The following is a 25,681-nucleotide window of genomic DNA, read 5'->3' as shown; positions in this document are numbered from 1 at the left end:
CATTGTCATTACCTTTTTCACAAAAAAATCCCGCTTGCCGTAAGCAAGCGGGGTGTGCGTTAATTCTTTAAGACTGCGTTTTTAATATTATCCTGAAGCTGTTGAATCCGTTTCGCTCCGTCTTCTCTGATACGTCTGTTCTCTTCCTCGATCTGTTTCGTTTCCTGCATACCGCTGACAATCGTATTCCAAGACGTTTCAATCGTCTCAATGTCAATGCTCGGACGGCCTGCCATACGGGCGATCTCCACGCTTTGGTTTGAAATATTTTCAGCGTTGCGCTTCAGCATTTCATTCGTGCGGCGGTCCAGCTCGCTCATTGAATCAGCCACAAGCTTTTGCCGTTTGACTGTGACAGCCTGAATAATGCCGTTTTTGAAAATCGGAATTGTAATGACGAATGCGGAATTGATTTTCCCGATGAGCTTCGTATTTCCGCGCTGAAGGAGGCGGATCTGCGGCGCTGTCTGCAGCGCCACCATCCGCGCCATATCTAAATCATAGACACGTTCCTCAAGCGCCTGAAGCCCGTCACGCAGCGTGTCAAGCTGCATTTGCGCAAGCTGGTTCCCGCCGGCCGCTTTTTCTTCATAAGAAGGAATGAGCGCCTGCATTTCCTCAAGCTTCATCTGCCCGGCAACGACATATTTTTCAAGCTCCATGTAGTAGTTAATGTTGTTTTCATACATCTCTTCAAGCGTATGGTTCGTCTTTGCCATTTCATCTTTGTATTTCGAAATTTCGACGTGGATTTTTTCAATTTCTCCGCCCAGGGTGCGGTACTTTTGAAAAATCTTTTCAATCATGCTGTTGCCGCGTTTGAACATTTTAGCGAGAAATCCTTTTGGTTCATCGAAATCATTTTTGTCGAAACGGTCCATGATTTTTCCGAGTTGCGTCAGCATTGTGCCTGAATCCGTGACACTTGTTGTTTTCATCATATTTAAGATGCGGTCGGAGAACTTCGAGATTTCAACTGCCGGTTCTTTTCCGTACTCAAGCAGCTCCATTTGGTTTTTCACGTCAATCTGCTGCGAAATGCGCTGCACTTCAGGGTCTTGGCGCAGCTGCATCCTGATGTCATCTGCTTTTTGTTCAGAAATCTCTTCATTTTTATCAAGAACAAGCGGATTTTGATTTTCTGTCATGTTTATTTACTCTCCCTGCTTTTGCGTAATGGTTCTAAACAGCTTTCTTACGAGTGACGGCTCCTTATATTCCTGCCGGAACACCATGTCCTCCAGCCAATGGACATCAAATTGGCTTTCTTCAATATAATGCTCAATGTCCTGATGGCCCGGCGGATTATACAAGATGATATCGACGCCGAATTTATTTAAAAACAAAAGAGCGGCGGCATCAGAACGTGTGAGTTCGCCATTTTGTTCCGTATGATATAAAACGAGTTTCGGAACGGTTTGGGCGTAATCAAACGTCTGAATCAATTGCAGCAGCGAAGCGGGCAGATTCGTCGCGTGGCGGAACAAATAGATTGCGGCATCCCTTGACTGCTCCCCGGGCAAAGCCTTCAGCCCTGGGTTTCTGCACATGTCAGAAATCACATTGGCGATGGCGCTCTGCACACCTGAAGGCAGATGCTTGTACTGCCAGATGTTGCTTCTTTTCAGCCTGTCCGCGTCAATCTCTCCTTTTTCATTTAAAACCTGACTGTAGTGATACTGGTAGTTGGCTTTCAGCTCTTCCGTAAACGGAAAACTGCGGATCATGTGTGTCTCCTGATAGTCCGCGGCGGTATGAAGTCTGTTCCAATATTCTTTCGTATCTTTGGAAACCCCCATCACTTTCGCAAAAAGGTTCGGAACGGCCACCCGCTCCCTGTCCGCTTTAAATTGCGGCCGGATAAACGCCCGCTCCTTCGCAATGAGAAATAACTCATCATATGTCGTTTTTAAGGTCACGGACTGCGGGGTGTGCTCCCTGAACTGCCAAGGCTTATACATCATGGATTCCTCATGGTTCAGCACATGCTCAATTTCTTTCGTTGACCGGTAGGCCGTCGTGGACGTTCTGTCCGGCTTTTCTTTCGGAAAAGGCTCAAGACCGCCTGTTGCGGGGAGCTTTATCACAAAGCTGAGCTCCTCATCCGGATCAATCAAGCTGAACGGATCTTCCGCAGCCGGATGAAACAATAGGACATCACAGCCGATCAGCATGAGATAATAGAGAAAATAGAGCTGGCTTTTGGTCGCGTCTCCATACCACACCACCTTCGGCATCTCACGCTCTATATCGGCTTGTTCGAGCCATGGATTCAGGTGGTTCAGCGAAAACTTTGACACATCCAAGAGCACACGCCGGAAATCGGGATGATTCAGCCCGTTTTCATGCCGGTCCGCAAAGGTTTCCAAAAGCGTCATAAACGCGGTCCTCAGCCGGCGGTGCATAAGCGGATCGGCGTGTTTGGCAAGCAGCCTGCCCCCATCGAGAAACGCGACAAACCTGGAAACCGAAAGCCCTTTCTCTTTTTGATTGACCGAATGGATGTGCTGCAGCGCCTGAAACGTTTCCGGCGCGATGGTCTTATCCAGCGTCTCGCTCAACACATGGATGTTTTCATGAGAAGACAGCTCGAAAAGCTTACTGTAATACTCCGTCTCATCATAAGGAGTGCCCAAAATCCGGACGGCAAGCCGGGTAAACGCCAGCCCGTTTTCCCGCTCGTAACCGGGACGTTCCGGCAGCGGCCGCATCAGAAACGTTTCCCAGTCATCATTTTCCGGCTCGGCCTTTCGGATCACCAATTCCTCCTGCTTCATCATTTTCCTCCTTTCTCTTCATGATAATCGGTACAAAAAAGGAAGGAAATGAACTCTCCCTCCTTTTTTGTTTTATTCTTCTTTAGATGCAGCCGTCTGCTCCTGAACCTGCTTTTGTTTGTTGAAATAGTGGATAATAAACGTCACCACAAACGCAGCGATGATGATTCCGAAGAACACCACGTGCGGCATTTCATAATCAAAGGCGCTCGCCGCCATTTTCACGGCGATAATCCCGATCAGCACAAAAGCCGTGTTTTCAAGTTCAGGGATTTTATCAATTAACACAAGGAATACTTTTGCGACTGTACGCATCATGAGAATGCCTAGCATACCGCCGATCAAGAGCACCCACACTTTTTCCGATACCGCAAACGCGGCTAAAATGCTGTCAACAGAGAAGGCCAGATCCATTAACTCAACTGAAACGACAGTGGCCCAGAAAATTCCGAACGTACGGACCATCCATGAATTTTTCTTCATGCCTTCCGTATCGTCATCACCTTCTCCGATCCAGAAATGCTTAATGACGAGCCAAGCCAGGTACAGCGCGCCAAGCACTTTGATCCACCAGAACTTAATGAGCAGCATCCCGATTCCGATAAAGATAAAACGGAAAATATATGCCCCGAACAATCCGTATGTTAATGCTTTCTTCCGTTGTTTTTCAGGCAGATGCCTTACCATAACCGCAAGCACTAACGCATTGTCGGCCGACAGCAGCCCTTCCAGCAGAACCAAGGAACCGATCAGCCCCCATGATACAGGGTCAGTCAGCACCTCACCCCACATTTTCCAATCAAAAAAGGAAGCGTAGGTCGACATAATATGATGTAGAAAATCCAAGTTTTTTCCTCCTATTTAGTAAAACGGTAATTTCCTGCTTACACCTGCAAGCCGTAATTCCGGCAAAGTGATGCCAGACCGCCGGAAAACCCGCTGCCGATGGCATTAAACTTCCACTCAGCCCCATGGCGGTAAAGCTCACAAACGACAACCGCCGTTTCAATCGAGAAGTCTTCCCCTAAATCGAAACGAAGCAGTTCATTCTGGCTGTTTTCATCGACGACGCGCACGAACGCGTTCGAAACTTGTCCGAAATTTTGGCCGCGCGCTTCCGCATCATGAATCGTGACGGTGATGCCGATCTTTTCAATATTTGCGGGTATTTTTGAGAAGTCGACGATAATTTGTTCATCGTCGCCCTCTCCCTCGCCCGTCCGGTTGTCTCCCGTATGGATGACGCCCCCGCTCGGGTGTTCCAGGTTATTGTAGAAAACAAAATCAAGATCATTAACACAGTTGTCATGGGCATCGACAAGAAAAGCCGACGCGTCAAGGTCAAAGTCATGCCCTCCGGAGTACTTGTTCGTATCCCAGCCTAAGCCGATCACCGCTTTTGTAAGACCGGGGTTCGTTTTTGTCAGATCAACACGCTGTCCTTTCGCCAATTGAATAGCCATGTGCCGTCTCTCCCTTCTGTGCTTGATATGGTTTTAGCCGATTTGCAGGCCGTAATCTGTCGCAATACGGGCCAGTCCGCCTTGATAGCCTGAGCCGATCGCGGAAAATTTCCATTCGCCGTTATGTCTGTAAAGCTCTCCTGCGATAATGGCTGTTTCAATTGAGAAATCTTCAGCCAGATCGTAGCGGATCAGCTCTTCATTTGTCTCTTCATTGACAATGCGCACGAACGCGTTGGAAACTTGTCCGAAGTTTTGGCCGCGCGCTTCCGCTTCATGAATCGTGATGACGAATGAAATTTTGTCAATAGCGGCAGGCACCGCGCTCAGGTTGACCCTTACGCTTTCGTCATCACCCTCGCCCTGGCCTGTCAGGTTGTCGCCTGAATGTGCGACAGAGCCGTTTCCGCCTTCAAGCTGATTATAGAAAATAAAATCATCGGGCGACGCGCATCTTCCTGCTTCATTTAATAGAAAGACGCTGGAATCTAAATCAAAATCATGTCCGCCGTCGTATTTGTTTGTATCCCAGCCAAGGCCGACAACGACTTTAGAAAGACCCGGATTTGTTTTAGTCAAATCTACTTTTTGTCCTTTTGCCAATGAAATTGCCATGTGTGCACTCTCCTTTTTATCGTTTAGGCGTATCGGTTAACGATATCGCCGATTTTTGTATCGTTTGTGCCTTCTCCTACCGCGGCGAATTTCCACTCGCCGTCCTCGCGGTAGATTTCAGCCGCGATCAGGCTCGTTCTGCCTGAATAGTTATCTCTTAAATTGTACGTCACCAGTTCTTCGCGATTAGCCTGATCAACGACGCGGATGAACGCGTTTTGAATCATGCCGAAGTCCTGTTTTCGTCTGACGCAGTCGTAAATATTGACGACAAACACAAGTTTATTAATCTGAGCGGGCACTTTCGCCAAATCGATGAGAATTTGTTCATCATCGCCGTCGCCTTCACCCGTCAGGTTGTCACCCGTATGTACGACACCGCTGCACCGGCTTTTCAGATTGCCGAAATAGATGACGTTTTTGCTGTCTGTCATTTTATCATTTTCAAGCATCAGTACGGAAGCGTCACAGTCGATATTGGCACCGCCTCCGCCGAACAGCTTTCCGAAAAAGCCGCCGGATGATACAGGGTCCCAACCGAGTCCGACCAGCAGTTTTGACAGGCCGGCTTTTCCTTTTGTTAAATCAATCCGCTGTCCTTTTTGTAAAGAGATCGCCATATGATTCACTCCTATTCTGTAAGGGTGCCGCTAAGCACGCCGCAAGTGCGCATTTTTACTAAATTCCGGGACAAGAATCCCGGTGTTTATTAAGATATACGTCTTTTATTATATCAAAGTTTCATAAAACATAAGAATTTTTGGCGAAAAACGGCGAAAAATTACTTCCTATATTCTCCTTCGTTCCGGAGAGAATAGAGAAAACAAAGAAATTGACGGGGACTGAACATTTTTCCTATCCTTGTATCAATACATGTCAGGAAAGGGGCAGACGAGTGATTGATTTAAGCATACTTGATCAGGCGCCCGTATCCAAAGGAAACGGGCCGCACGAGACGCTCCGCCGTTCAGCGGAGCTCGCCCGCCTCAGCGAAGGTTGGGGCTATAAGCGGTACTGGTTTGCCGAGCATCACGGCACAAGAGGGCTCGCAAGCGTTTCGCCGGAAATTATGATCGCTCATACCGCCGCAGCCACAACATCCATCCGTGTCGGATCAGGCGGCGTGCTGCTGCCGCAGTACAGCCCCTATAAAGTCGCGGAAACTTTCCGTCAGCTTGAGGCGCTGCATCCGAACCGGATTGACCTTGGGGTCGGACGCTCACCGGGAGGCACGACGAAAATCCGGCTCGCCCTCACAGACGGGGTAAAGAAAAGCATGACCGAGTTTAACAGGCAGCTTCAGGATTTATCATCCTTTCTGACAGATTCGGTTCCCTCGGACTATGCTTATGCCGGAATAAAAACAGCGCCCTTGATTGAAACAGCCCCGCAGCTTTGGGTGCTCGGCCTCGGGGAAAACAGCGCCAGACGCGCCGCTCTTCAAGGTGCGGGCTATGTCTTCGGCCATTTCATTAATCCGGAACGCGGGGAAAAAGCCTTTCAGATCTATCGGGACCATTTCCGGGCTTCCGCCCATTTTTCCGCTCCCGCCTCGCTCTGTGCCATTTTCGTCATATGCGCAGCTACGGATGAGAAAGCGGAAGAACTCGCCTTAAGCCAGGATTTATGGCTTCTTCGTGTCGGAAAAGGCGCCGACAGCCGCGTGCCGAGTGTGGAAGAAGCGAAGGCTTATCCGTATTCGCCGGAGGACCGTAAACAGATAGAAGAAAACAGGAAGCGGATGGTGATCGGCTCACCTGCCGCAGTGAAACGCCGTCTGCTTGAACTTTCCGAACGTTATCAGACAAAAGAGATGATGGTGCTGTGCAACGTCTTTGATTTCGAAGCGAAAAAAGAGTCATATGAGCGACTTGCTGATATATTTCTGTAAAAAAAAGCCGTCAAACGGAGCAGCAGATGAGACTGCTGCACCGCTTAACGGCGGTTTTTTCGTTCTTTTCCTTTTTTAAACGCATTCCAAATCCCCTGCAGCATAAAGCCAAGCAGAAGCAGAATGATTAGCAGTAAAGTGATTGACGGCCCCGGAGGCGTTCCGAGCTGGTACGAAGACGTCAGCCCCATGAACACACTGAAAAGAGAAATAATAATGGCCGCCGCAAACACCCATTTAAACCCTTTGGCGATACGGATTGCAAAAGCCGCGGGCAGTACGAGGAGCGCGGAAACAAGCAGCACGCCGATAATCGGAATAATGACCGAAATCGCCAGCCCCGTCACGATGCTGAATGACATTGACAGGAGATTTGTGTTAATGCCTGATGTCTTCGCCGTCGCCTCGTCAAAGGTAAGCAGATAGAGCGGTCTGTTTAATATAATGAAATAAAGCAGAATCAGCAGGGTAATGCCTCCGATAATATAGACCTGCTGCTGGCTGACCGTGACAAGCGATCCAAATAAATATTGATCGATGCTCATCGACGCGCCGCCTTTTGACAGGCTGATCAGAAACATCGCAAACGACAGCCCGGCCGCCATTAAGATTGCGATGGATACCTCTGAATATGTACGGTATGCCCGCCGCATATATTCGATGCCGATCGCTCCGATCGTGACGACAACGATGCTCGCCGCCGTAATATTGGTACTGAGAAAAAAACCGATGGCCACGCCCGACAATGAAATATGAGACAGCGTATCCGCCATCAGCGCCTGTCTTCTCAGCACGAGATATACGCCTAATATCGGCGCCATAATTCCGATCATGCTTCCCGCTAGAAAAGCTCGTCGCATGAATTCCAAGTCAAACATTTCCATCCGCCTTTTTCCCCCCTCTCAAGCCGTATGACTTTATCCAGATACTGCTGTACTTCGTTTTGTTCGTGTGTCACCATGACGACAGTGCGGTTGTGATTTTTCACCTGATGGTGCATAAATTCGTAGAAACCCTGTCTGCTTTCATAGTCAACCGCGGTTGTCGGTTCATCAAGCATCAGCAGATCCGGATTGCTTGCAAGCATTCTCGCAATGCAGATTTTCTGCTTCTGTCCGCCGGATAAATCGCCGATTTTCCGGTGGCGGAAATCCCACATTTCCACCATCTTCAGCGCGTTTTCCACCTCGTGGTGATCCGTTTCGTTCAATCGTTTAAACCATTTTCCTTTCGTATAACGGCCTGATTGCACAAGCTCCAGAACTGTGCTTGGGAATCCTGCGTTAAATGAAGAAATCTGCTGCGGAACATAGCCGATTGTCAGGCGTTTTCCGGCAGCGTTTTTTTTACTGATCTCGGCCGTTCCTTCCCAAGGTCTGAGCATGCCGAGCATGACTTTCATCAGCGTCGATTTTGACGCGCCGTTCGGTCCTGTAATGCCGACGAATTCGCCGCTTTTGATTTCCAGCGACACGCCGTCAAGCACGGGTGTATGCGAATAACCAAAAACGATATCCTGTAATGTAACGAGATTCATGCTGACCTTCCTTTCCCGCATAGAAATAGTGTGCACCCCGCGGCGCACACTATGTTATTTAACCAATAGCGAATCTTTCAGTGCATCAAGGTTTTTCTCCATAATGTCGATATAACCGATGCCTTTATCCCGTTCTTTTTGGCTTAAACCTTCCAGTGTATTGAGCACTTCCGTTTTCGCGCCGATTTCACCGGCAAGTGTATCTGCAACTTTAGGCGATGCAACTTCTTCAAAATAGATGATCTTCACATCATGCTTTTTGGCAAACGTTTTGAGATCCGCCAGTTTGGCCGCACTCGGCTCTTCTTCAGGAGAAAGGCCTGCAATCGCGACTTGTTTTAAGCCGTATTCTTTGGCGAGATAGCTGAATGCCGCGTGCTGTGTGATCAATTCTTTTTTCGACGCTTTATTTAATGTTGTACGGTATAGTTTATCAAGATCCTGCAGTTTTGCAATATATTCTTTACTATTTTTCTCATAGTATGCTTTATTCTTCGGGTCCTGTTTTACGATCTGCGCCGTAATGGTTTTGACCTCTTTTTGCGCAAGAACCGGGCTGAGCCACACGTGAGGGTCCATGCTGCGGCTGTGGTCATGACCGCCGTGTCCATGTTCCTCTTCCTCTTCATCCGAACCTTCGAGCAAGTCAATTCCTTTCGACGCCTTTACAAACTTCGCATGATCAGAGCTCATGCTTTTTTCCGCTGAAGGAACCCATGTCTCCATATATTCGCTGTTGTATACGAAAAGATCGGCGTTTTGAATGCCGGCGATATCCTTCGGCGTCGGCTCCCAATCATGGGGTTCGACCGAAGACGGGATGAGAATGTCTACATCGCCTTTGTCTTTGACAATTTGTTTCGTGAATTCGTACATAGGATAAAAGGTCGTCACGACGTGCAGTTTGCCGCTTTTCGAAGAACCTGACGAACCTTTTGAAGATGAATTGCCGCAGCCCGCCGCGATTAAAAAGCATGCCGCAATGACAATGATTCCGCTCCATTTTTTAAACAAGCCGTTTCCCCCTGTTCTGTAAATCAGAATGATGACGATTTCCAAAGCGTACTTTCTCGTTCATTTGTTACCTATACCATAATAAAACGAAGTAATTACGTTTTGCAAGTAATTTTTTTCTAAATTGATAACCGATTTACCTAAAAAGCCCCCGCCATGTATGGACGGGGGGCGTCGTATCACACACATATCAGGCAAGCAGATAAACTCTTGTTTCGTAAGGGCGGAACGTGATGCAGGATTCCGCGCCGCCGTTATTTTCATAGTTGCTGAGAAGCAGCTCGGCCCTTTCAGATTCGGAGCCGTCCGGCCAATAAAAGGCGGCTTCTTCTTTCGATACGTTGCTGATGGATATGATTTTTTGTCCGTTTGCCTGTCTTTCATACACAAACAGCTGCGGGTCATCGGGAAACAGCAGCGTGTAGCTGCCTTTTATGATATCAGCATACTGTTTTCGCAGGCGGATCAGTTTTTTGTAAAAGTTCAATATAGAATCGGGATCATCCTGAGCCTCGGCCGCATTGACGGTTTTGTAATTGGGATTGACCTTCAGCCACGGTTCGCCCTCCGTAAATCCGGCATTCTTGCTGCCGTCCCACTGCATCGGTGTACGGGCATGGTCCCGGCTTTTCGCCATAATGGACGCCATGACTTCTTCCCTGTTGCGGCCCATTTCAAATACCCTTTTATGATACATATTGACGGTCTGAATATCTTGATAATCCTCTATTCTGTCAAACGGGGCGTTTGTCATGCCGAGTTCTTCTCCCTGATAAATGTACGGCGTGCCTTTCATGAAATAAAGCAGGGCGGCAAGCATTTTGGCAGATGCCTTTCGGTATTTGCCTTCGTCTCCGAAGCGGGATACGATCCGGGGCTGGTCATGATTGCACCAATACAGCGTATTCCAGCCCTGATGTTCCAGTTTTTCCTGCCAGTCTGTGAGCACTTTCTTCAAATCGGACAGCTCAAGCGGTTTTACATCCCAATGCTCTTGGCCCGGCTTTTGATCAAGCTCCATATGCTGAAAATGAAAAATCATATTCAGTTCATGCTCATCGGTTCCCGTGTAAACCAGCCCCTCCTCAGGCGTCACTGATCCGGCCTCGCCGACCGACATCACGTCATATTTGGAAAATACCTCTTTCGTCATTTCTTTTAAGTAATCATGTATCCGTGCTCCGTTTGGCCGGAAAGGCTTCGGATCTGCCCGGCGGGCGATGTAATCTTCATATGGCGGCAAGTATTCTTTTTTTGACAGAAGATGAAGCTGGTCTATTCGCAATCCGTCCACGCCTTTATCGAGCCAAAATCTCATCATCTCGTATACTGATTGCCGAACCTCGGGATTTTCCCAATTCAGATCGGCTTGTTTAACGGCGTTCATATGCAGGTAATATTCGCCCGTATGTTCTTCGTACTGCCAGACGGATTGTCCGTAATCCGACACCCAATCGGTCGGCGGGCCCTCCGCGGTGCCCGGCCGCCAAATATAATAATCGCGGTATTTGCTGTCCGGATTCATTTCCGCCTCTTTGAACCAAGGATGCTCCGTGGATGTATGATTTAAAACGAAGTCCATCACAAGCTTTAATCCGCGGCTGCGGCATTCTGTAAGCAGATCGTGAAAGTCCTCCATCGTTCCGTATGATTCCATAATCGCTTGATGATCCGTCACATCGTAGCCGTTATCGACGTTTGGCGACGGGTAAATCGGGCAGATCCATATCACATCGGCGCCAAGCTCTTTTATATAATCGAGACGCGCGATAATCCCCCGCAGGTCGCCTATGCCGTCGCCGTTCGTATCTTGGAAGCTTCGCGGATAGATTTGATAGACAACGGCGTCTTTCCACCAGTCATTCGCCATCTTGCGGCCCTCCTGTTTTTTAGAGAACCATTTCCTTTATGACCCTTCTCTAAACAAAAAAGAGAAGGTTTCCCCTCCTCTTTTATCTTTCCAGCTGGGACGGATAAAGCGTCATGCCTCCGTCTACGAAAAGTGTCGTTCCGGTTACGTAACTCGCTTCTTCCGACACCATCCATGCGGCGGCCGCGGCGACTTCTTCCGGTTTTCCGAAGGCGTTCATCGGAATTTTTTTCAGCTGGGCCTGTTTATGTGTTTCATCTTCCAGATCCTTATTGGACTCCGTGGCGATCGTGCCGGGAGCGATGGCATTCACCCGGATGCCTTTGTCTGCGTAATTGAGCGCCATCGTTTCCGTCATCATTTTGATCCCGCCTTTGGATGCCGAGTACTGCACGTTTTCAGGACGCGGTATTTGCTGATGAACGCTCGATATGTTTAAGACCGTTCCTTTTTTGCCGTGCTCGAGCATATGTTTCAGTGCCGCTTTCGCCCCCAAAAAGGTGCCGGTCACGTTGACGTCGATGACCCTTTGCCAATCCTCCAGGCTCATTTCATGGGGCATCGCTTCGGCTCCGTTAAAGCCGGAATTGTTGACCATCACGTCCACGCCCCCGAAATGCTCCTGCGCGGCATTAAACAGCGCCTGAATCCCTTCTTCTGAGGATACATCGGCTTTTACGGTGACGGCTCTGCCTCCCGCTTTCTCAATGATGTCCGCCGCTTCTTCCGCTCCGGCGGAATCACCGAGGTAGTTCACAACCACATTCATCCGCTCCTTGCCGAAGCGTTCGGCAATGGCTTTTCCGATTCCTTTCGAAGAACCTGTTACAATCGTTGTTTTTCCCTGTAAATCCTGATACATTGTCTCATTTCCTCCCTGATGTTAATACAGAGCATGTACCCGGTTTTAATCGGCTGAAAACAAAAGGAATCATAAAAAGAACGATGAAACCGAAGCTCCCTCGTTCTTTTTTTCATTATGCGTAGTTGTTCATTTGCAGCCTTTTTTGCACGCCGACAAGCCTGCTGAAAAAATAAGATGCCGCTTTGTAGTTCTCCCGTTTATGAAAGAAATGAGCCGCGTCCTGAAGCAGTTCCTCTGTGTCAGCCAACAGCTCTTTTGATTCCAGGATGTCAAAATACTCTTTGAGCGAATCCTGTCCGCCTTCCCCCTGATAAAGCTCTTTAATCAGACGGAATTTTGTCATATAGATCTCATCTTCCCACTCCGCCGCGCTTCTCATGCCCCGCGCGCAGCTGGCGGCGGCTTCACTGTATTTTTCCGTTTTAAAGTAGATATGCGTGAGTGAAAAAACAGCCTGGATGACCTGCCGGAAGCTGTGTGCTTCAAATCCGGCAGCCGCCCGTTCAAAATCCTCCGCCGCCTTGCAAAAGTCACCCAGACTGTACATACAGTGCCCGATATTATAATAGGCCGCAGCAATCATATATTGATCATCAAGCCGCTCCGCGTGCTCCAAGGCGCATTCGAGGTATTCCAGCGCTTTTTTATGCTGCTGGGCGTCCATCAGATTTCCGGCAATGATAAATTTGCACTGCACCCTTCTCATTCCGTATAATTCATATTTCTTGTAAATATCAAGCGCCTGCCCCGCGTAATTCATCGAAAAGAAAGTCTGCTTGATATGATAGTACACCTCAGAAATTTTATACAGAAACTCGGCTTTCTCTATGTCATCTTCCACATATTCAAGCTTTTCCTCAGCCCGCTTATAATGAGAAATCGCTGAGATGAAGTTTTTCTGCTTAAATTCATACATTCCTCTGAAATAGTAAAAATAATATTCCAGTAAGCCGGTCAGCTTTTGCTGGTTCATCTCAATCTCAGTGAGCATTTCAGAGAACGGAGGCTGGCAGTCGCCGTCTTTCATGGGTTTTAATTTATCCAGCATGATGCGGTGCCTAAATTCCATCAATGAAAAATACAACAATAAATCCTGATTTTCTTCCATATCTTCGAGTTCATATTGAATCTCCCGCTTCAGCGCTTCAGCTTTATCGGCTTCAAACGCGCGGATCAGCTTATACCATTCATTCATCTTAACGGCCACTTCTTCAGATGGAATCTTGGATTTCATAGATTTGCCTCCTTCCTCCGGCTACTAATTATGTTATATTTTATCATAGCAAATTTATGGCAGTGAGCAAACAAAGATTTTAATCAATTAAAGAAAGAGAGAATTCACCATGAAACTACCAGTCAGAATTGCGCTGCTTTTGATCCTCTTCTTTTCCGCAGACCTATGTTTTTCCTATGTGCAGAAAGAACTGAGGCCGCAGACGGCATTACAAGATAGAGCCATTCCAAGCGCTCTTCATCCGCTCGTGAAACAGAATGCGGAGCTATTGCAGACGGCCGCTCTGAAAAAAGGCATCACCGTCGTTATTACAGAGGGTTTCAGATCAATTGAGGAACAAAACGAATTGTACCGTCAAGGACGTTCAAAAAAAGGAAATATCGTCACCTACGCAAAAGGCGGGGAATCTTACCACAATTACGGCCTTGCGATCGACTTCGCCCTGCAAAAAAAGGATGGAAGCCTGATTTGGGATATGACGTACGACGGAAACCGAAACGGCACGCCCGATTGGCTTGAGGTCGTATCGATTGCCAAAACGCTCGGTTTTGATTGGGGAGGCGATTGGAGAGGCTTTAAAGATTATCCTCATTTACAAATGATCCCTGGCTAATAAAACCTTTTCTTTTTTCGCTTTTGCGCATCAATGTACGGAGGATAGACAGGCCTGTACACAAGCTTATATCCTTCATTGCCGGACGGCGTAAAATCGCGCTGCCACTCCAGCCGCAAATGGAAATCGGATAAAAAAGCGGCCTTTGCTTCTTCGGGAGTAACGGCCGGCACCGGATTGATCTTCTCCAGCTGCTCCGGGTCAATGTCAGGCGCCATGTAAGCTTCCACAAGCCCCGTTACGGGACTGACAAGTATTCTCGCAGCGCCGAACCTCAGCGGAATATCCTGATGCCATACGGAAAAATGGAAGCGGAACCTGCCCCTTCCGTCCGTTTTCAGCGGGTTCATTTTAAAAAACTCGTCCGCTCTCGGATAAAGCTTGTATAAAAATTGAAGCGCGATGGTCTCACACTCTTCCGCAGAATAAAAGGCCGGGCCCTGATGCTCAATAAAAGATTTAAAGGCTGTCATTTTCCCTGTCTTTTTGTCCGTTTTCATCTTCATTGTATTTTTGTTGCTGGTTTCAAAATAGCTTTCGATACTCAAATCTTTCCGTTCCGGAACCGACCCTTTCCGCCATGTCGTTCCGATCTCATCCCCGAGATCGCGCCGGCGCGTCTGAACCATATCCGAGGTAAACCCCATTAATTCATCCAGGCTGATTTCCCGTTTATGTTCAAACGCGGGAAGCGGTTTTGCCGGCTCATTCCTGTCTTCGCAAAGCTGCTGATCCGGCACGATATCATCTTCACCGGCCGGATAGCTGTAAGCCGGCAGAATCGGTTCATAGACGAGACGCGGTATTTTCTCAAAATTGACCACATCATAGACGAGACTGAATGTCAGCACACTCATATAATGCGAGACGACTTTTTCCCGATCGACGAATGTTTCCGGGACGGGCGCTTCACCCTTATCCCCGTAATAGATAAACTGCACGACGAAGCCGCTCCTGGTTACATCAACGAAAAAACCTGAATCGGGAAGCGGCCGGCCGAGCACTTTTTTTGTATAGATAAATCGGATGCACCCATTGCGTTCTTCCCTCGCCTGAAAGATGAAATTCATAAAAGTAAGCGGGCGGTGTCTCGCCGCAAACCGAAGAGCCGTCAGCTTTAATTCGGCGTCTGACAGCTGCATGTCTGAACCCGGACAGTCGTTGCGTGAATAGGTAAGCAAAGATCCGTCGTCGCCCAGCTCAATCGTTACCGTTTTATCCGGATGGTTACGATCTTTCCATATATAATAGGCTCTCGTTTTTTGTTTTTCATCATAATCTTCTATTTCAAGCTCATAGTGCGGCGGTATGTTCCCGATCTCCAGCGCTTTTTTTCTCAGATGTTCTTTCAGCAATGGGGTCATCCTTTCAGAAGAGTGTATAAAAAAGAACTGTTTTTAATTATATAAAAACGTCCTTATCCTTTTAAAGGGAAGAAAGTGCCTTTTATGTGTCTATTTTTAGCAAAGAGGGAAAAGAGCCGTATTCAGAGCGGCCGTTTCCCATACAAAAGTCACATTTCCCATGAAAGACCCGGGATGAACGCCCATGACCTTCAGCCTATTAAACTCGTGATCACTTCTCCCGTATGAGCCTCAATAAACCGCGGGAAAACCGGCTTATATACGAGCCTGTACACTTTTCCGCAGCTGCCGTCTTCGTAACAACGATCCCAAGCGAGCTCGGCTTTGATGGCCCGGCGGATCGCGTCCTTCGCCTCTTCCATTGTCAATGAAGGAACGGGATCGATTTCCTCGAGCTCTTTCGGATCAATTTCCGGCGGCATATATACAGTGACAAGACCCGTCTTTTTGCTGACACAGATTCTCCCCTCTCCGAATCGCAAATCAACGCCGCCCGAACAAGCCTTATATGTAAGTCCCACGTTTTCTCCTTCATCATCCGGCTCATCATATTGAACCCGGAAATACTGATCCGCTTCCGGAAACATGGCGAACAAAAAGCGGATGGCCATGTGATGGCATTCTTCCTCGGAAAACTCCGGTTCGCCTTCACTATGTATAAATGACATCACTCCGGCGAGCCGGCCCGATTCTTTATCATGCATTGTTTTCAATACATGTTCATTCCGTTCTTTAAACAGACTTTCTAAGCTTTTATCTTTCCGTACGGATTTTGTTTTTTCAGGACGCCAGGCAATGCCGATGCGTCCGTCCCCAAGATCGCTTTCCCTCTCTTTATAAAAACCGTCGTGCAGCCCGATCATGTCATTGATGCTCATCTTTTCCGCTTCAGGTGCAGGGCGTGAAATCGGGACATACGGCAGCATGCCGTCTTCCAGCCCTTCATATTCGTCTATTTCTGCATTCTCTTCCTTCAGGTCAGCCGATATCGGCCGCGTCGGAGACACGATTTCATAGACGAGATGAGGCTTGTCATCCCCCTGCACATAGACGGACTGATGCAGTACGGTGAACAACAGCTCCGCTTCAATATGTTTGATAAAGTGAGCCAATGCTTCCCGCTTGTCCGCAATTGTTCCGGGTCTTAAGAGATTATCAGCCTTCCCATGGTAAGAAAAGCCGGTTACTTCCCCTGTCAAAGACAGGTCGGCGTAAAACCCGGTCAGCGGAAGCGGCAGACCGTCAGCCATCTGAACATAGGAATATCTCACATCACCATCATTTGCGGAGCTTTTTTTCTCCAATTCGAACTCAGCCAATGCCCCCGGACGATGGGTTTCTACAAACGCCCGCATCCGTTCTTCTATGTCCGATTCCGAAAGAGCCGGCAGATCAGTCCGGAAAGCCGGACGGGATAAGGATTTCAGTTTTCCGTCCCGGTCCAATTCGACCATGATGCCGGCTTCCGGATCATTCTTATCTTCCCACCAAAACAAAACCTCATCTTCCTGGTATTCTTCCACATTACTCTCGTAGCGGGCAGGTACGTTACCGATCCGGAGAGCCAGCTGTTTCAATTCTTCTTTTTTCATCATAACACTTCCTTTTCTTCCAAAAAGATTGATGATTACCAAGACTCTTTTATACAAAACTAGTATAATTAACCTGTCTGTCTTCATGACTATTGAATTAATCATTATAACAACAGGGGGTAAACCAGATGTCCATCAAAAAAATGAGCGCCGTGTTTTTCATACTGCTTCTCACGGCATTTACCGCCGCATGCAGCAGCGAAACGAGCGGCGGCCAGGAAAGCAGCACGGCGAAAGTGAAAATAAAAGAGACGGCATGGGCCGCTTCAGACGATACTGAACATCCGGCCGCGCTGAAAGTAACGGTCACCGTCAAAAATACGGGCAAAGACCCGCTTACCGTCAAAAGCAGCGACTTCTCGCTTTATCAGGATGACGCGAAAACAGCGGCGGCCGATAAGGATGACCAGATGCAGAGCGGCACGCTTCATGCGGGCAAGACAGTGACGGGCAATCTGTACTTCACGGCTGACGAAGGCAAATCATATGAATTGGTATATCAGCCGCAGGCAAAAGACGCGAAGCCTTTATCTTATAAACTGAAAGTCAAAGGCACAGCCTCAAACGCAAAACCTGACCCGGCGGACGCATTATCCGCATACATTGATGTGATGCTGTACGGCAAGCACAATAAAGATTTCACCCGCCTGACCGGTGTAAATGAAAAAATGACGGCCGCCGCATATCAGGAATCGGCGAAAGCCAGCTTTATCGCTTCTGCAGGCATTTCACAAGAACAGGCGGATTCAAAAGCCATTTCCGCTATTATTGACGCCATGTCATCAGCGCTTCGGGATAACACAGAGCTCAAGGTGCATACCAAATCCATGTCAGGCAAAAAAGCCGTCCTTGAAGCAAAAGTGACGCCGCTTGATATGTCTCCGCTCGCGGGCCAGCTGCAAGACCGCGTGCAAGACTATGCCGGAAAGCACCCCGATGCTGATGAAAACGAAATTGTCAGCCACCTGCTTTCTGTCTATCCGGAAGAGTTTATGCGCCTGAAACCGGCTTCTTCTTCCGTAACAAGAGAAATCGAGATGAAGAAAAACGCCCGCGGCCAGTGGTATCTGGATACAGACGCCGATCTGGAAGGATTGACAGAAGCGTTTTTAAAAACGTCCTGACAGCAAGAAAGGAAATAGCGCAGGCTATTTCCTTTTTTTATTTTCACTTGAAGATGTCACTGATATATTGAACCTCATCCTCGGTCAATTGCACATCAAGCGCGCCCAGATTGTGTTTCAGCTGGCCGGGGCGTTTGGCTCCGGGAATGATCGCATCCACCGCCGGCTGCGACAGAAGCCACGCGAGTGCGATATGCGCTGTCTGCGCCCCTTTTTCTTCCGCAACGGCCCGAAGCTTATCCACTCGCTCCAGGTTTTGGTGAAAAGCTTCTCCCTGAAACGGCGGCCTGTTTTTTCGGCTGTCCTCAAAGACTGTGTTTTTTGTAAACTTTCCCGTCAGCAAGCCGGAAGCAAGCGGAAAATAAGGAATAAAAGAAATACCGTTCTTTTCACAATAAGGCAGCAGATCATGCTCCGCCTCACGCTGAATCAGTGAATATTCTGATTGAAAAACCTCTAAATAACCGTCGGCGTTAAACTCCTGCAATTGCCCGAAGCTGAGATTGGACGCGCCGATTGCTCTGATTTTCCCTTCGTCCTTCAGTTCTTTTAGCGTGCCCGCCACTTCGGAGAGCGGTGTTTTGCCGTCAGGGAAGTGGACGTAATACAAATCAATCACGTCTGTTTTCAGCCGCTTCAGGCTGTTTTCCGCCTCACTACGGAGAAATTCACGGCTGTTGTCCAGCTCGATTTGTCCGTTGACCTCTTTGTGCGCGCCTTTTGACGCAATCACGAGGCTGTCCCGCACGCCGCGTTCTGCGACAACTTCACCGATTAACTCTTCGGAACGCCCCAAACCGTATATAAACGCCGTATCAATAAAATTGACGCCGCCGTCCAACGCTGTGCGGATGAGTTCTTTTCCCGTTTCATCATTAAGATTCGGAAACAGATTATGTCCTCCGACCGCATTAGCGCCAAAGCCGATACGCTTTACCCGTAAATCCGTCCTGCCCAGCGTACGTGTCTCATCCATGGCTCAGGCTCCCTTCCTTTTATCGCTCTGTTTAGTATTAGATAACCGGTAAGAATTATCCTGCCCCGAGAGCATTTCTGCAGAAAAAACCTTGAAAAGCATGTGCCCTTCAAGGTTTTTTGGCTGTGTCTTAAGATGTCAGAGCTGCGGCGAAGCGTTCGGCTTCATCTGTGAGAGCACCTTCGATTTCCTTATAGCGGCTGGAAATCGTTGAGGCGCTGACGCCGTACTTCTTCGCCAGCTTAGCCTGAGAAACGGACGCGCCGTTCAGAGAAATACTGTTTACGTAATATTCGACCGCCGCCGCGAAAGCTTCCGGCTTTCTGATCGTCGGTGTTTTTTTGACACAGAACGTTTTCCACAGGTCAATAACGGCCGGAACCAGCTCAGCCGGGTATTCATCCCCGCTCAGGCCTTTTTCAATGGCGTCCGCCGTTTCCTTCTCCATGTCGTTCGCCCACTCCGTCTGTTTTTCTTCAGCAGCCTGCTCAGGCTCTTCCGCCGTTCCTAAAAGAGCGGCCAGCACAGTGTCGAAGTCCTCCTGCATAAAGCGCTCAGGCGATTTTCCTTCCGCAAGGGCCGGGGCAGCCGCCTTTTTCACTTTGCTGATTAGAGCTTCGGTCCGCTTCACAGGGAAGATCGTAAACTGCATGAAGAACTCCGCTTTTTCCGCTTCGTGGATCGGATAGCCGAGAATCAGGCTTCCCGCCGGCGGAAGATCCTGCTGGCTGACGTCCATTTCCACTTTGAATTGTTTCTTTGTCATCACATCTTCAAAGTGAATCATTCCTTCTTTCACATCTTCAAGCACCATAACCGCTGGTGTCATGCTTTTCCATGATTCAACGATTTCCCGTGTTTTCGGACGGTTGATGCCGCCGGCTTTTTTCTGAAGATATTCTTCAAAAATCGTCTTGCCGCCTGCCAGCGGACGGAAGAAAATTCCCCAGATGCCGAGGTTGAAGACTCCGATGTCTTTAGTCTGTCTGTCCAGCTCCGTAATGAACTCATGCTGGTTAATAAATGATGATATGCCGTCTCTATGTGCTGTAAAGGCGTACTCCATTAAGCTTTCCTGAATCTGTTTCGCTTCTTTTGCCGCGATGTCTGCCGGAATGGCAGCTTCTTTGCTTCCGCAGCATTTTTTATATTTCTTCCCGCTGCCGCATGGGCAAGGGGCATTTCTTTTCACTTTTCCCACAATAAACCCTCCGAATTCTGATATAACTTTATTATTTTAACAAAAATAACTTCAGAGGGCTTGGTTTACGGCGAAAAAAGAATATGGAAGAAAAAAAGACCCCGGGATATTCTCATTCTCCGGGGCTTTGAAACTGTTAATTTGTATTTTGTCCGCCGCCGTTCAGACCTTCTTTAATCAGCCCGTTTACTTGGCTGTTCATCAAAAGTCCGATGTGTCCGACACCGTGAATCTGCACGTTTTTCCCGCCGATCAGTCGTGACAGCGGGTTCAGAACGATCAAGTCCGCTGAGCTGTAAATCGATGTATATAAAATCTTTTGGTTCGGATCAGTCCCCGGAAGCGCCCGGTTGGTCACAAGGCCGTTCGCTCCGCCGAGTGTGACGACGTTGGCGATTTTGTCTCCGCCGTCAAGATTTTTAATGTAATAGAGCGTGTTGGCGCCGCCCATGCTGTGCGCGACGATATCGACTTTTTTCGCACCTGTTTCGCTGAGCACTTTTTTCACGTAATTGGACAGTCTCGGCGCATTGTGTCTGTTGTTTCCGGTTTTGTCTAAGAAATCAATGGCGTACATCTCTTTTCTTGACCAGCCTTGGGATGCCAAATATGTTTTGATTCCCGCGAAGTTAAAGGACGCCCCGCCGATTCCGTGGACCATGACAACAGGGTTATGCCCTGAGGAGGCTTTCGATACGGTCGGCTGGAAGGCAAATACGGAAATGACGGACAGCATGCAAACTGTAAGAATCGCTAGGATTTTGCTTTTGATTTGTTTCATGAACTTTCCTCCTGCTATGTAATATTTTTGCAATTTTCATTCTATTAGAGAAGGAAAGGAAAAAATAGTGTATTTTTTACTGTTTTCAACAATTGAAAAAGAGGCGAAAAAATGAGAAAGACGCCCCTTTCCCGAAAGCACGCTTATGCTTTAATACGTCATACCGAAAAAGGAGAGAACACCCGGTTCTCTTCTCCTAGTACTCATTGAAATAGGTTTGAATCCGCTTAGGATCATGCGTTTTTGTCAGCGCGAGCATGAGCAGAATCCGCGCTTTTTGAGGGTTGAGAGAGTTTGAAGCTGTCAAATGGTCTTTTTCATACTCTCGATTAGGTGTTACCGTTCCGTTTCCCGTCCTTGTGGAACGGACGACCGCCAGCCCGCTTTTGACCGACTTTACAGCGCCTTTTAGCGCCGCATCAGACATTGAGCCGTTTCCCGGGCCTGCAAAAATAATGCCTTGCGCCCCTGATTTTGCGGCGGCTTCAAAGAGATAGCTTCCGTCATTTTGATAGCCGTATATAATATCGACCTGCGGCAGTTTATCAAGTTTATCTATCTTGAAATCTGTATCCTTCGTATGCTTTCGGGTGATGATGTTATTAAAATAGACGTCATCGGCAATTGTTCCGATATAACCCATTTCTTCCGATTTGAAAGTGTCGGTCGCGGTTGTATTGGTTTTTGTCACATAACGCGCCGAAGCGATTCTGTCATTTAATACGACAAGCGTCCCCTTGCCTTTCGCCTCAGGCGCAGCCGCTGTTTTTACCGCGTTATATAAATTGGACGGCCCGTCCGCTCCGATCGCTGTGGACGGCCGCATTGACCCGGCGACAACAACGGGTTTGTCACTCTTGACCGTCAGATTGAGAAAGTAGGCGGTTTCCTCAAGTGTGTCTGTTCCATGTGTAATGACAATGCCGTCTGTATCATCAGACTTGAGCAGCTTGTTTACCCGTTTTGCAAGTTTCAGCAGTGTCTCGTTATTCATATTCTGGCTGCCGATATTCACAACCTGTTCTCCGCTCACATGCGCGACCTCTTTTATCTCCGGAACGGCCTGAATCAGGGCATCAACTCCGATTGCCCCCGCCCTGTACTCCGTAGCGGACGTCTTCGAAGGAGCAGCGCCTGCAATTGTGCCGCCGGTGGCAAGAATTTTAATATTCGGAAGTCCGTCTTTTTTCGCAGAGACTGCGGCTGCCATCTGGGGCGGTGTTTCTTTCGTTTGAGGAGATTGGGAGCAGCCGGCCGCGATGAAGAGCAGAGCCGTGATAAATGTAATGAAGGGCATGAATTGTTTTTTCATTCTTTTCTCTCCTTTTCTTTATTTATGAAGATTTTCCTCTCACCGGTCAACGCGCTTGTCAGGCAATCTTCCGGAGAAAAAAACCGTTTAAAAATCCTTGACACCGTCATGCGAAATCCAGATAATAGACCAGTCACTATATTTTAAATTTGTCACAAATCAGTAAGGTGGGAACATTATGAGCTATGGAGATTCTCGTGAAAAAATCCTCGCCGCGGCAACCAGGCTGTTTCAGCTTCAGGGGTATTACGGCACGGGACTGAATCAGATTATTAAAGAAAGCGGTGCGCCGAAAGGTTCTCTTTACTATCATTTTCCGGACGGCAAAGAGCAGCTCGCCATTGAGGCTGTCAATGAAATGAGCCATTATATCCGTATGAAAATAAAAGAAAGCCTTGATGCCTATCCTGATCCTGCGGAAAGCATTCAAGCGTTTTTACAGGACTTATCAAGCCAATTCACATGTCCGGAGAATTTTGAAGGGTTTCCTGTCGGTTTACTGGCTGCCGAGACTGCTTTAAAGAGCGAAAAGCTCCGGCAGGCCTGTCAAAGCGCTTATCAGGAATGGGAGAATCTGTTCGCGGGCAAATTAAGATCAGCTGGTTTTTCTGATGAGAAAGCGGCGGAAATCAGCACTGTTTTAAATGCCATGATAGAAGGCGGCATCATTGTGTCCTTAGCCAAAAAAGACAAAATGCCGATCCTCCATATTTCTAAACAAATCCCCAACCTGCTGAAGACATAAAATACGAGAGACATGTACGTATAGAAAGAGAGGAGAATGATTTTGGAAAACGCTCAGCCTTCCAAACAATATAAAGTCATGCCGATCATGATTTCTTTGCTGACGGCAGGGTTTATCGGCATGTTCAGTGAAACGGCGCTGAATATCGCCCTGACTGATCTGATGAAGGAGCTACATATCACTCCTGCGACCGTCCAGTGGCTGACGACGGGCTATCTGCTCGTTCTCGGTATTCTTGTGCCGGTATCAGGTCTGCTTTTGCAATGGTTTACGACGAGACAGCTGTTCATCGTTTCACTCGCTTTTTCCATTATCGGCACGCTGATTGCAGCGCTTGCGCCGAGCTTTCCGTTTCTTTTGGCGGCAAGAATCGTGCAGGCTTTAGGAACCGGGCTGCTGCTGCCGCTGATGTTTAATACAATCCTCGTCATCTTCCCGCCGCATAAGCGCGGAGCGGCGATGGGGACGATCGGGCTTGTCATTATGTTCGCTCCTGCGATCGGTCCGACATTTTCAGGGCTTGTGTTAGAGCATTTGAACTGGCATTGGATTTTCTGGATTTCCCTGCCGTTTCTTGTGTTGGCTCTTTTATTCGGCATCGCCTACATGCAGAACGTGTCTGACATTACAAAACCGAAAATTGACGTGCTTTCCATTATTCTGTCTACGATCGGGTTCGGCGGCATCGTATTCGGATTCAGCAATGCAGGCGAAGGATCAGACGGCTGGTCAAGCCCGACGGTTATCGGTTCGCTCACTGTCGGCGCGATCGCGCTCATCTTATTTTCCATCAGGCAGCTGACAATGAAGCAGCCGATGATGAATCTGCGCGCTTTCCGCTATCCGATGTTTGTTCTCGGTGTCGTGATTGTGTTTATCTGTATGATGGTTATCTTATCGACAATGCTCCTATTGCCTATGTATTTACAAAGCGGACTGATGCTGACGGCGTTTACGTCCGGGCTCATCCTGCTGCCGGGCGGTATTTTAAACGGCTTTATGTCTCCGGTGACGGGGCGTCTGTTTGATAAATACGGGCCGAAGTGGCTTGTCATTCCCGGGTTTGTCATCACGGCAACTGTGCTTTCGTTTTTCTCAAACATTAACGGCGCTTCTACGGCGCTTCTGATTGTCGCGCTTCATACATGCCTGATGATCGGCATTTCCATGATCATGATGCCGGCGCAAACGAACGGCTTAAATCAGCTGCCGCCGGAATTTTATCCGGACGGAACAGCCATTATGAATACGCTCCAGCAGATGGCCGGCGCAATCGGCACTGCGGTGGCGGTCAGCATCATGGCTGCCGGCCAGAAGAATTATATGAGCACCGCGAAAAACCCGAATGATCCTTCCGCATACTCTCACGCGCTGATTGCGGGCGTCCAGCACGCCTTTATCTTCGCGATGATTGTCGCCGTTGTCGGCTTGATCAGCGCTTTCTTTATGAAACGGGTCAAAGTGAATCATTCATAAGAAAACAGCAGGCTCCCCGTGAGTCTGCTGTTTTTTTATATACCGCGCGCTTCAGCCAGTTCATCAATCGCATAGATCAGATCGTCAGCCGTGTTATAGAAATGAGGCGCCAGCCGGATGATTTGTCCGCTGGGTGCGCATACGATGTTTTTCCGCCTCAACAGCGCAGCCGTTTCCGCCGCTTTTTCATCCCGTATGGAAATCATGCCGGGTCTGTCATCGGCAGACGGCGGCCCTGTGAGGTTCAGTCCTTTTTCAGAAGCGTATTCATACGCAAATGCGCTGAGTTTTTTTACTTCTTGGTGAATGCGGTCTGTGCCGGCATCGTTTAATAGAGATAAAGCCGCCTGTGCCGCATATATGCTGATAAATGCCGGGGTTCCGGTCTCAAAGCGTTTGGCTCCGTCCGCATAAGAAAAACGGGTTAAATCCAGCATCGACGCCCGCTGCTGCCCGAACCACCCGGTGACTTTCGGCTTCAGCCGTTCGGCAAGTTCCTTTCTGACATAAAGAAACGCCGTTCCCGGTATGCCGAGCATATACTTTCTCGCGCCCGCGGCCAGCATATCAACTCCCCATTCTTTTACATCAATCGGGATGTGCCCCGCCGATTGATAAGCATCGACAAAAAGAAGCGATCCCTTCTTTGCGGATATCTCGGCAATGCGCTTCATATCCTGGACAAACCCCGACGTATATGACACATGGGGCACACAGGTGAAAAGCGTCTGCTCCGATATGTACGTCTCATACCGCTCTAGCGGGATCATTCCATCTTCAGACGGCACGACTGAAAGCTCCATCTCAGTCTGTGCCTTCAAAATGTGGGCGATCGCCGGAAAATCCAATTCCGTATACACCGCCTGTTTCTTTCGGCAATCCGGTAAAGCAGAAACGACGGCAGAGACAGCAGCCGTTACTGAAGGTAAAACGGCGATTTCTTCAGGATGGGCGCCGATCAATTTCGCAAATTCACACCTTGCCTGCTCCGTACGTCCAATGGCTTCTTCCCAGTTTCCGCCATGCTGAAGCAGGCTTTCCTGATAGTCATTGACCGCTTTTGAAACCGGCAGGGCAAGAGCGCTTTGAGAGCAGCTGGCGAGCATCGTATGTGTGCGGAGCGCCGGAAATAAAGATCGGTATTGCACCAGAGGCGAATTCAAGACATGTTTCCCCCTTCGGCAGGAATATATGTCCATTATAGAGTATGGTAAAAAGAAAAGGAGGGTTT

The 25,681-nt window shown here is 48.4% G+C and carries 24 protein-coding genes; 5 read left to right on the top strand and 19 right to left on the bottom strand.

What is annotated here, in order from left to right; translation table 11 throughout:
- Positions 1 to 59 precede the first annotated feature (59 nt).
- The 6 genes from ACWJJX_RS15255 to ACWJJX_RS15230 form a co-directional block, all read right to left on the bottom strand.
- Positions 60 to 1,148 (bottom strand): toxic anion resistance protein, encoded by a 1,089-nt coding sequence (locus ACWJJX_RS15255; protein WP_003156642.1) that lies wholly within the window; start codon positions 1,146 to 1,148, stop codon positions 60 to 62.
- Positions 1,149 to 1,154: 6 nt separating this feature from the next.
- Positions 1,155 to 2,777, bottom strand: coding sequence for a YceG family protein (locus ACWJJX_RS15250; protein ID WP_454023096.1), 1,623 nt, complete (start codon positions 2,775 to 2,777; stop codon positions 1,155 to 1,157).
- Positions 2,778 to 2,849: 72 nt separating this feature from the next.
- Positions 2,850 to 3,623, bottom strand: coding sequence for a TerC family protein (locus tag ACWJJX_RS15245; RefSeq protein WP_003156644.1), 774 nt, complete (start codon positions 3,621 to 3,623; stop codon positions 2,850 to 2,852).
- Positions 3,624 to 3,661: 38 nt separating this feature from the next.
- A complete protein-coding gene (locus ACWJJX_RS15240; RefSeq protein WP_003156645.1) occupies positions 3,662 to 4,240 on the bottom strand; it encodes a TerD family protein in 579 nt (192 codons plus the stop codon).
- Positions 4,241 to 4,273: 33 nt separating this feature from the next.
- A complete protein-coding gene (locus ACWJJX_RS15235) occupies positions 4,274 to 4,855 on the bottom strand; it encodes a TerD family protein (RefSeq protein ID WP_003156648.1) in 582 nt (193 codons plus the stop codon).
- A 23-nt stretch (positions 4,856 to 4,878) separates the two neighbouring features.
- Positions 4,879 to 5,475 (bottom strand): TerD family protein, encoded by a 597-nt coding sequence (locus ACWJJX_RS15230; RefSeq protein ID WP_077721758.1) that lies wholly within the window; start codon positions 5,473 to 5,475, stop codon positions 4,879 to 4,881.
- Positions 5,476 to 5,750: 275 nt separating this feature from the next.
- Here ACWJJX_RS15230 and ACWJJX_RS15225 point away from each other — a divergent pair, with 275 nt between their 5' ends.
- Entirely contained in the window at positions 5,751 to 6,746 is a 996-nt protein-coding gene (locus ACWJJX_RS15225) for an LLM class flavin-dependent oxidoreductase (protein ID WP_454023095.1), read from the top strand.
- Positions 6,747 to 6,790: 44 nt separating this feature from the next.
- Here ACWJJX_RS15225 and ACWJJX_RS15220 read toward each other — a convergent pair whose 3' ends face one another.
- The 6 genes from ACWJJX_RS15220 to ACWJJX_RS15195 form a co-directional block, all read right to left on the bottom strand.
- Positions 6,791 to 7,630 carry a metal ABC transporter permease gene (locus ACWJJX_RS15220; RefSeq protein WP_003156653.1) on the bottom strand — a complete coding sequence of 280 codons (840 nt, stop codon included), beginning with the start codon at positions 7,628 to 7,630 and terminating at the stop codon, positions 6,791 to 6,793.
- Complete coding sequence (locus ACWJJX_RS15215) at positions 7,588 to 8,283, bottom strand: metal ABC transporter ATP-binding protein (RefSeq protein ID WP_003156655.1); 696 nt, start codon at positions 8,281 to 8,283, stop codon at positions 7,588 to 7,590. The genes ACWJJX_RS15220 and ACWJJX_RS15215 overlap by 43 nt, the downstream gene beginning before the upstream one ends.
- 54 nt (positions 8,284 to 8,337) lie before the next feature.
- Entirely contained in the window at positions 8,338 to 9,297 is a 960-nt protein-coding gene (locus ACWJJX_RS15210; RefSeq protein ID WP_003156656.1) for a metal ABC transporter substrate-binding protein, read from the bottom strand.
- Between the two features lie 190 nt (positions 9,298 to 9,487).
- A complete protein-coding gene (locus tag ACWJJX_RS15205; RefSeq protein WP_208558007.1) occupies positions 9,488 to 11,167 on the bottom strand; it encodes a glycoside hydrolase family 13 protein in 1,680 nt (559 codons plus the stop codon).
- A gap of 82 nt (positions 11,168 to 11,249) precedes the next feature.
- Positions 11,250 to 12,029: a glucose 1-dehydrogenase gene (locus ACWJJX_RS15200; RefSeq protein WP_454023094.1), complete on the bottom strand. Its 780-nt coding sequence runs from the start codon at positions 12,027 to 12,029 to the stop codon at positions 11,250 to 11,252.
- A 115-nt stretch (positions 12,030 to 12,144) separates the two neighbouring features.
- Positions 12,145 to 13,266, bottom strand: coding sequence for a response regulator aspartate phosphatase (locus ACWJJX_RS15195; RefSeq protein ID WP_003156660.1), 1,122 nt, complete (start codon positions 13,264 to 13,266; stop codon positions 12,145 to 12,147).
- Positions 13,267 to 13,375: 109 nt separating this feature from the next.
- Between ACWJJX_RS15195 and ACWJJX_RS15190 the strand changes: the two genes are divergently transcribed.
- Complete coding sequence (locus tag ACWJJX_RS15190) at positions 13,376 to 13,879, top strand: M15 family metallopeptidase (RefSeq protein ID WP_060563028.1); 504 nt, start codon at positions 13,376 to 13,378, stop codon at positions 13,877 to 13,879.
- Here the strand turns inward: ACWJJX_RS15190 and ACWJJX_RS15185 are convergent.
- The gene (locus tag ACWJJX_RS15185; protein ID WP_069013089.1) at positions 13,876 to 15,234 is read right to left on the bottom strand and encodes a YcdB/YcdC domain-containing protein; all 1,359 of its coding nucleotides are present in this window, start codon (positions 15,232 to 15,234) and stop codon (positions 13,876 to 13,878) included. The genes ACWJJX_RS15190 and ACWJJX_RS15185 overlap by 4 nt on opposite strands.
- A gap of 200 nt (positions 15,235 to 15,434) precedes the next feature.
- On the bottom strand, positions 15,435 to 16,835 hold the full coding sequence (locus ACWJJX_RS15180; RefSeq protein ID WP_454023093.1) for a YcdB/YcdC domain-containing protein: 1,401 nt from the start codon (positions 16,833 to 16,835) through the stop codon (positions 15,435 to 15,437).
- Between the two features lie 128 nt (positions 16,836 to 16,963).
- Between ACWJJX_RS15180 and ACWJJX_RS15175 the strand changes: the two genes are divergently transcribed.
- Positions 16,964 to 17,959: a DUF5105 domain-containing protein gene (locus ACWJJX_RS15175; protein WP_014304282.1), complete on the top strand. Its 996-nt coding sequence runs from the start codon at positions 16,964 to 16,966 to the stop codon at positions 17,957 to 17,959.
- A gap of 43 nt (positions 17,960 to 18,002) precedes the next feature.
- On the opposite strand, the gene ACWJJX_RS15170 is transcribed toward ACWJJX_RS15175, so the two are convergent.
- From ACWJJX_RS15170 to ACWJJX_RS15155, 4 genes are all read right to left on the bottom strand, one after another.
- The gene (locus ACWJJX_RS15170) at positions 18,003 to 18,935 is read right to left on the bottom strand and encodes an aldo/keto reductase (protein ID WP_154303211.1); all 933 of its coding nucleotides are present in this window, start codon (positions 18,933 to 18,935) and stop codon (positions 18,003 to 18,005) included.
- A gap of 130 nt (positions 18,936 to 19,065) precedes the next feature.
- On the bottom strand, positions 19,066 to 20,136 hold the full coding sequence (locus ACWJJX_RS15165; protein WP_003156670.1) for a helix-turn-helix domain-containing protein: 1,071 nt from the start codon (positions 20,134 to 20,136) through the stop codon (positions 19,066 to 19,068).
- Positions 20,137 to 20,272: 136 nt separating this feature from the next.
- A complete protein-coding gene (locus ACWJJX_RS15160; RefSeq protein WP_070081325.1) occupies positions 20,273 to 20,917 on the bottom strand; it encodes an esterase/lipase family protein in 645 nt (214 codons plus the stop codon).
- Positions 20,918 to 21,113: 196 nt separating this feature from the next.
- Complete coding sequence (locus ACWJJX_RS15155; protein ID WP_454023092.1) at positions 21,114 to 22,229, bottom strand: type II asparaginase; 1,116 nt, start codon at positions 22,227 to 22,229, stop codon at positions 21,114 to 21,116.
- Positions 22,230 to 22,407: 178 nt separating this feature from the next.
- Between ACWJJX_RS15155 and ACWJJX_RS15150 the strand changes: the two genes are divergently transcribed.
- The gene (locus ACWJJX_RS15150; RefSeq protein ID WP_070081323.1) at positions 22,408 to 22,974 is read left to right on the top strand and encodes a TetR/AcrR family transcriptional regulator; all 567 of its coding nucleotides are present in this window, start codon (positions 22,408 to 22,410) and stop codon (positions 22,972 to 22,974) included.
- A 36-nt stretch (positions 22,975 to 23,010) separates the two neighbouring features.
- Complete coding sequence (lmr(B), locus tag ACWJJX_RS15145; RefSeq protein WP_070081322.1) at positions 23,011 to 24,450, top strand: lincomycin efflux MFS transporter Lmr(B); 1,440 nt, start codon at positions 23,011 to 23,013, stop codon at positions 24,448 to 24,450.
- Between the two features lie 35 nt (positions 24,451 to 24,485).
- Here lmr(B) and ACWJJX_RS15140 read toward each other — a convergent pair whose 3' ends face one another.
- Positions 24,486 to 25,613, bottom strand: a complete 1,128-nt coding sequence (locus tag ACWJJX_RS15140) for an aminotransferase class V-fold PLP-dependent enzyme (protein ID WP_204530242.1) — start codon at positions 25,611 to 25,613, stop codon at positions 24,486 to 24,488.
- Between the last annotated feature and the right edge of the window lie 68 nt (positions 25,614 to 25,681).

Source organism: Bacillus sp. YH3-2-B2, from assembly GCF_053663335.1.
The sequence above is the reverse complement of the archived record's forward strand: the minus strand, read 5'-3'. Positions and strand labels throughout refer to the sequence as shown.

Bases quoted from the DNA above. Each gene is read 5' to 3' on its own strand.
- ACWJJX_RS15255 (WP_003156642.1), bottom strand. From the start codon at position 1,148: ATGACAGAAAATCAAAATCCGCTTGTTCTTGATAAAAATGAAGAGATT.
- ACWJJX_RS15250 (WP_454023096.1), bottom strand. From the start codon at position 2,777: ATGAAGCAGGAGGAATTGGTGATCCGAAAGGCCGAGCCGGAAAATGAT.
- ACWJJX_RS15240 (WP_003156645.1), bottom strand. From the start codon at position 4,240: ATGGCTATTCAATTGGCGAAAGGACAGCGTGTTGATCTGACAAAAACG.
- ACWJJX_RS15235 (WP_003156648.1), bottom strand. From the start codon at position 4,855: ATGGCAATTTCATTGGCAAAAGGACAAAAAGTAGATTTGACTAAAACA.
- ACWJJX_RS15230 (WP_077721758.1), bottom strand. From the start codon at position 5,475: ATGGCGATCTCTTTACAAAAAGGACAGCGGATTGATTTAACAAAAGGA.
- ACWJJX_RS15220 (WP_003156653.1), bottom strand. From the start codon at position 7,630: ATGGAAATGTTTGACTTGGAATTCATGCGACGAGCTTTTCTAGCGGGA.
- ACWJJX_RS15215 (WP_003156655.1), bottom strand. From the start codon at position 8,283: ATGAATCTCGTTACATTACAGGATATCGTTTTTGGTTATTCGCATACA.
- ACWJJX_RS15205 (WP_208558007.1), bottom strand. From the start codon at position 11,167: ATGGCGAATGACTGGTGGAAAGACGCCGTTGTCTATCAAATCTATCCG.
- ACWJJX_RS15200 (WP_454023094.1), bottom strand. From the start codon at position 12,029: ATGTATCAGGATTTACAGGGAAAAACAACGATTGTAACAGGTTCTTCG.
- ACWJJX_RS15195 (WP_003156660.1), bottom strand. From the start codon at position 13,266: ATGAAATCCAAGATTCCATCTGAAGAAGTGGCCGTTAAGATGAATGAA.
- ACWJJX_RS15190 (WP_060563028.1), top strand. From the start codon at position 13,376: ATGAAACTACCAGTCAGAATTGCGCTGCTTTTGATCCTCTTCTTTTCC.
- ACWJJX_RS15180 (WP_454023093.1), bottom strand. From the start codon at position 16,835: ATGAAAAAAGAAGAATTGAAACAGCTGGCTCTCCGGATCGGTAACGTA.
- ACWJJX_RS15175 (WP_014304282.1), top strand. From the start codon at position 16,964: ATGTCCATCAAAAAAATGAGCGCCGTGTTTTTCATACTGCTTCTCACG.
- ACWJJX_RS15170 (WP_154303211.1), bottom strand. From the start codon at position 18,935: ATGGATGAGACACGTACGCTGGGCAGGACGGATTTACGGGTAAAGCGT.
- ACWJJX_RS15160 (WP_070081325.1), bottom strand. From the start codon at position 20,917: ATGAAACAAATCAAAAGCAAAATCCTAGCGATTCTTACAGTTTGCATG.
- ACWJJX_RS15155 (WP_454023092.1), bottom strand. From the start codon at position 22,229: ATGAAAAAACAATTCATGCCCTTCATTACATTTATCACGGCTCTGCTC.
- ACWJJX_RS15150 (WP_070081323.1), top strand. From the start codon at position 22,408: ATGAGCTATGGAGATTCTCGTGAAAAAATCCTCGCCGCGGCAACCAGG.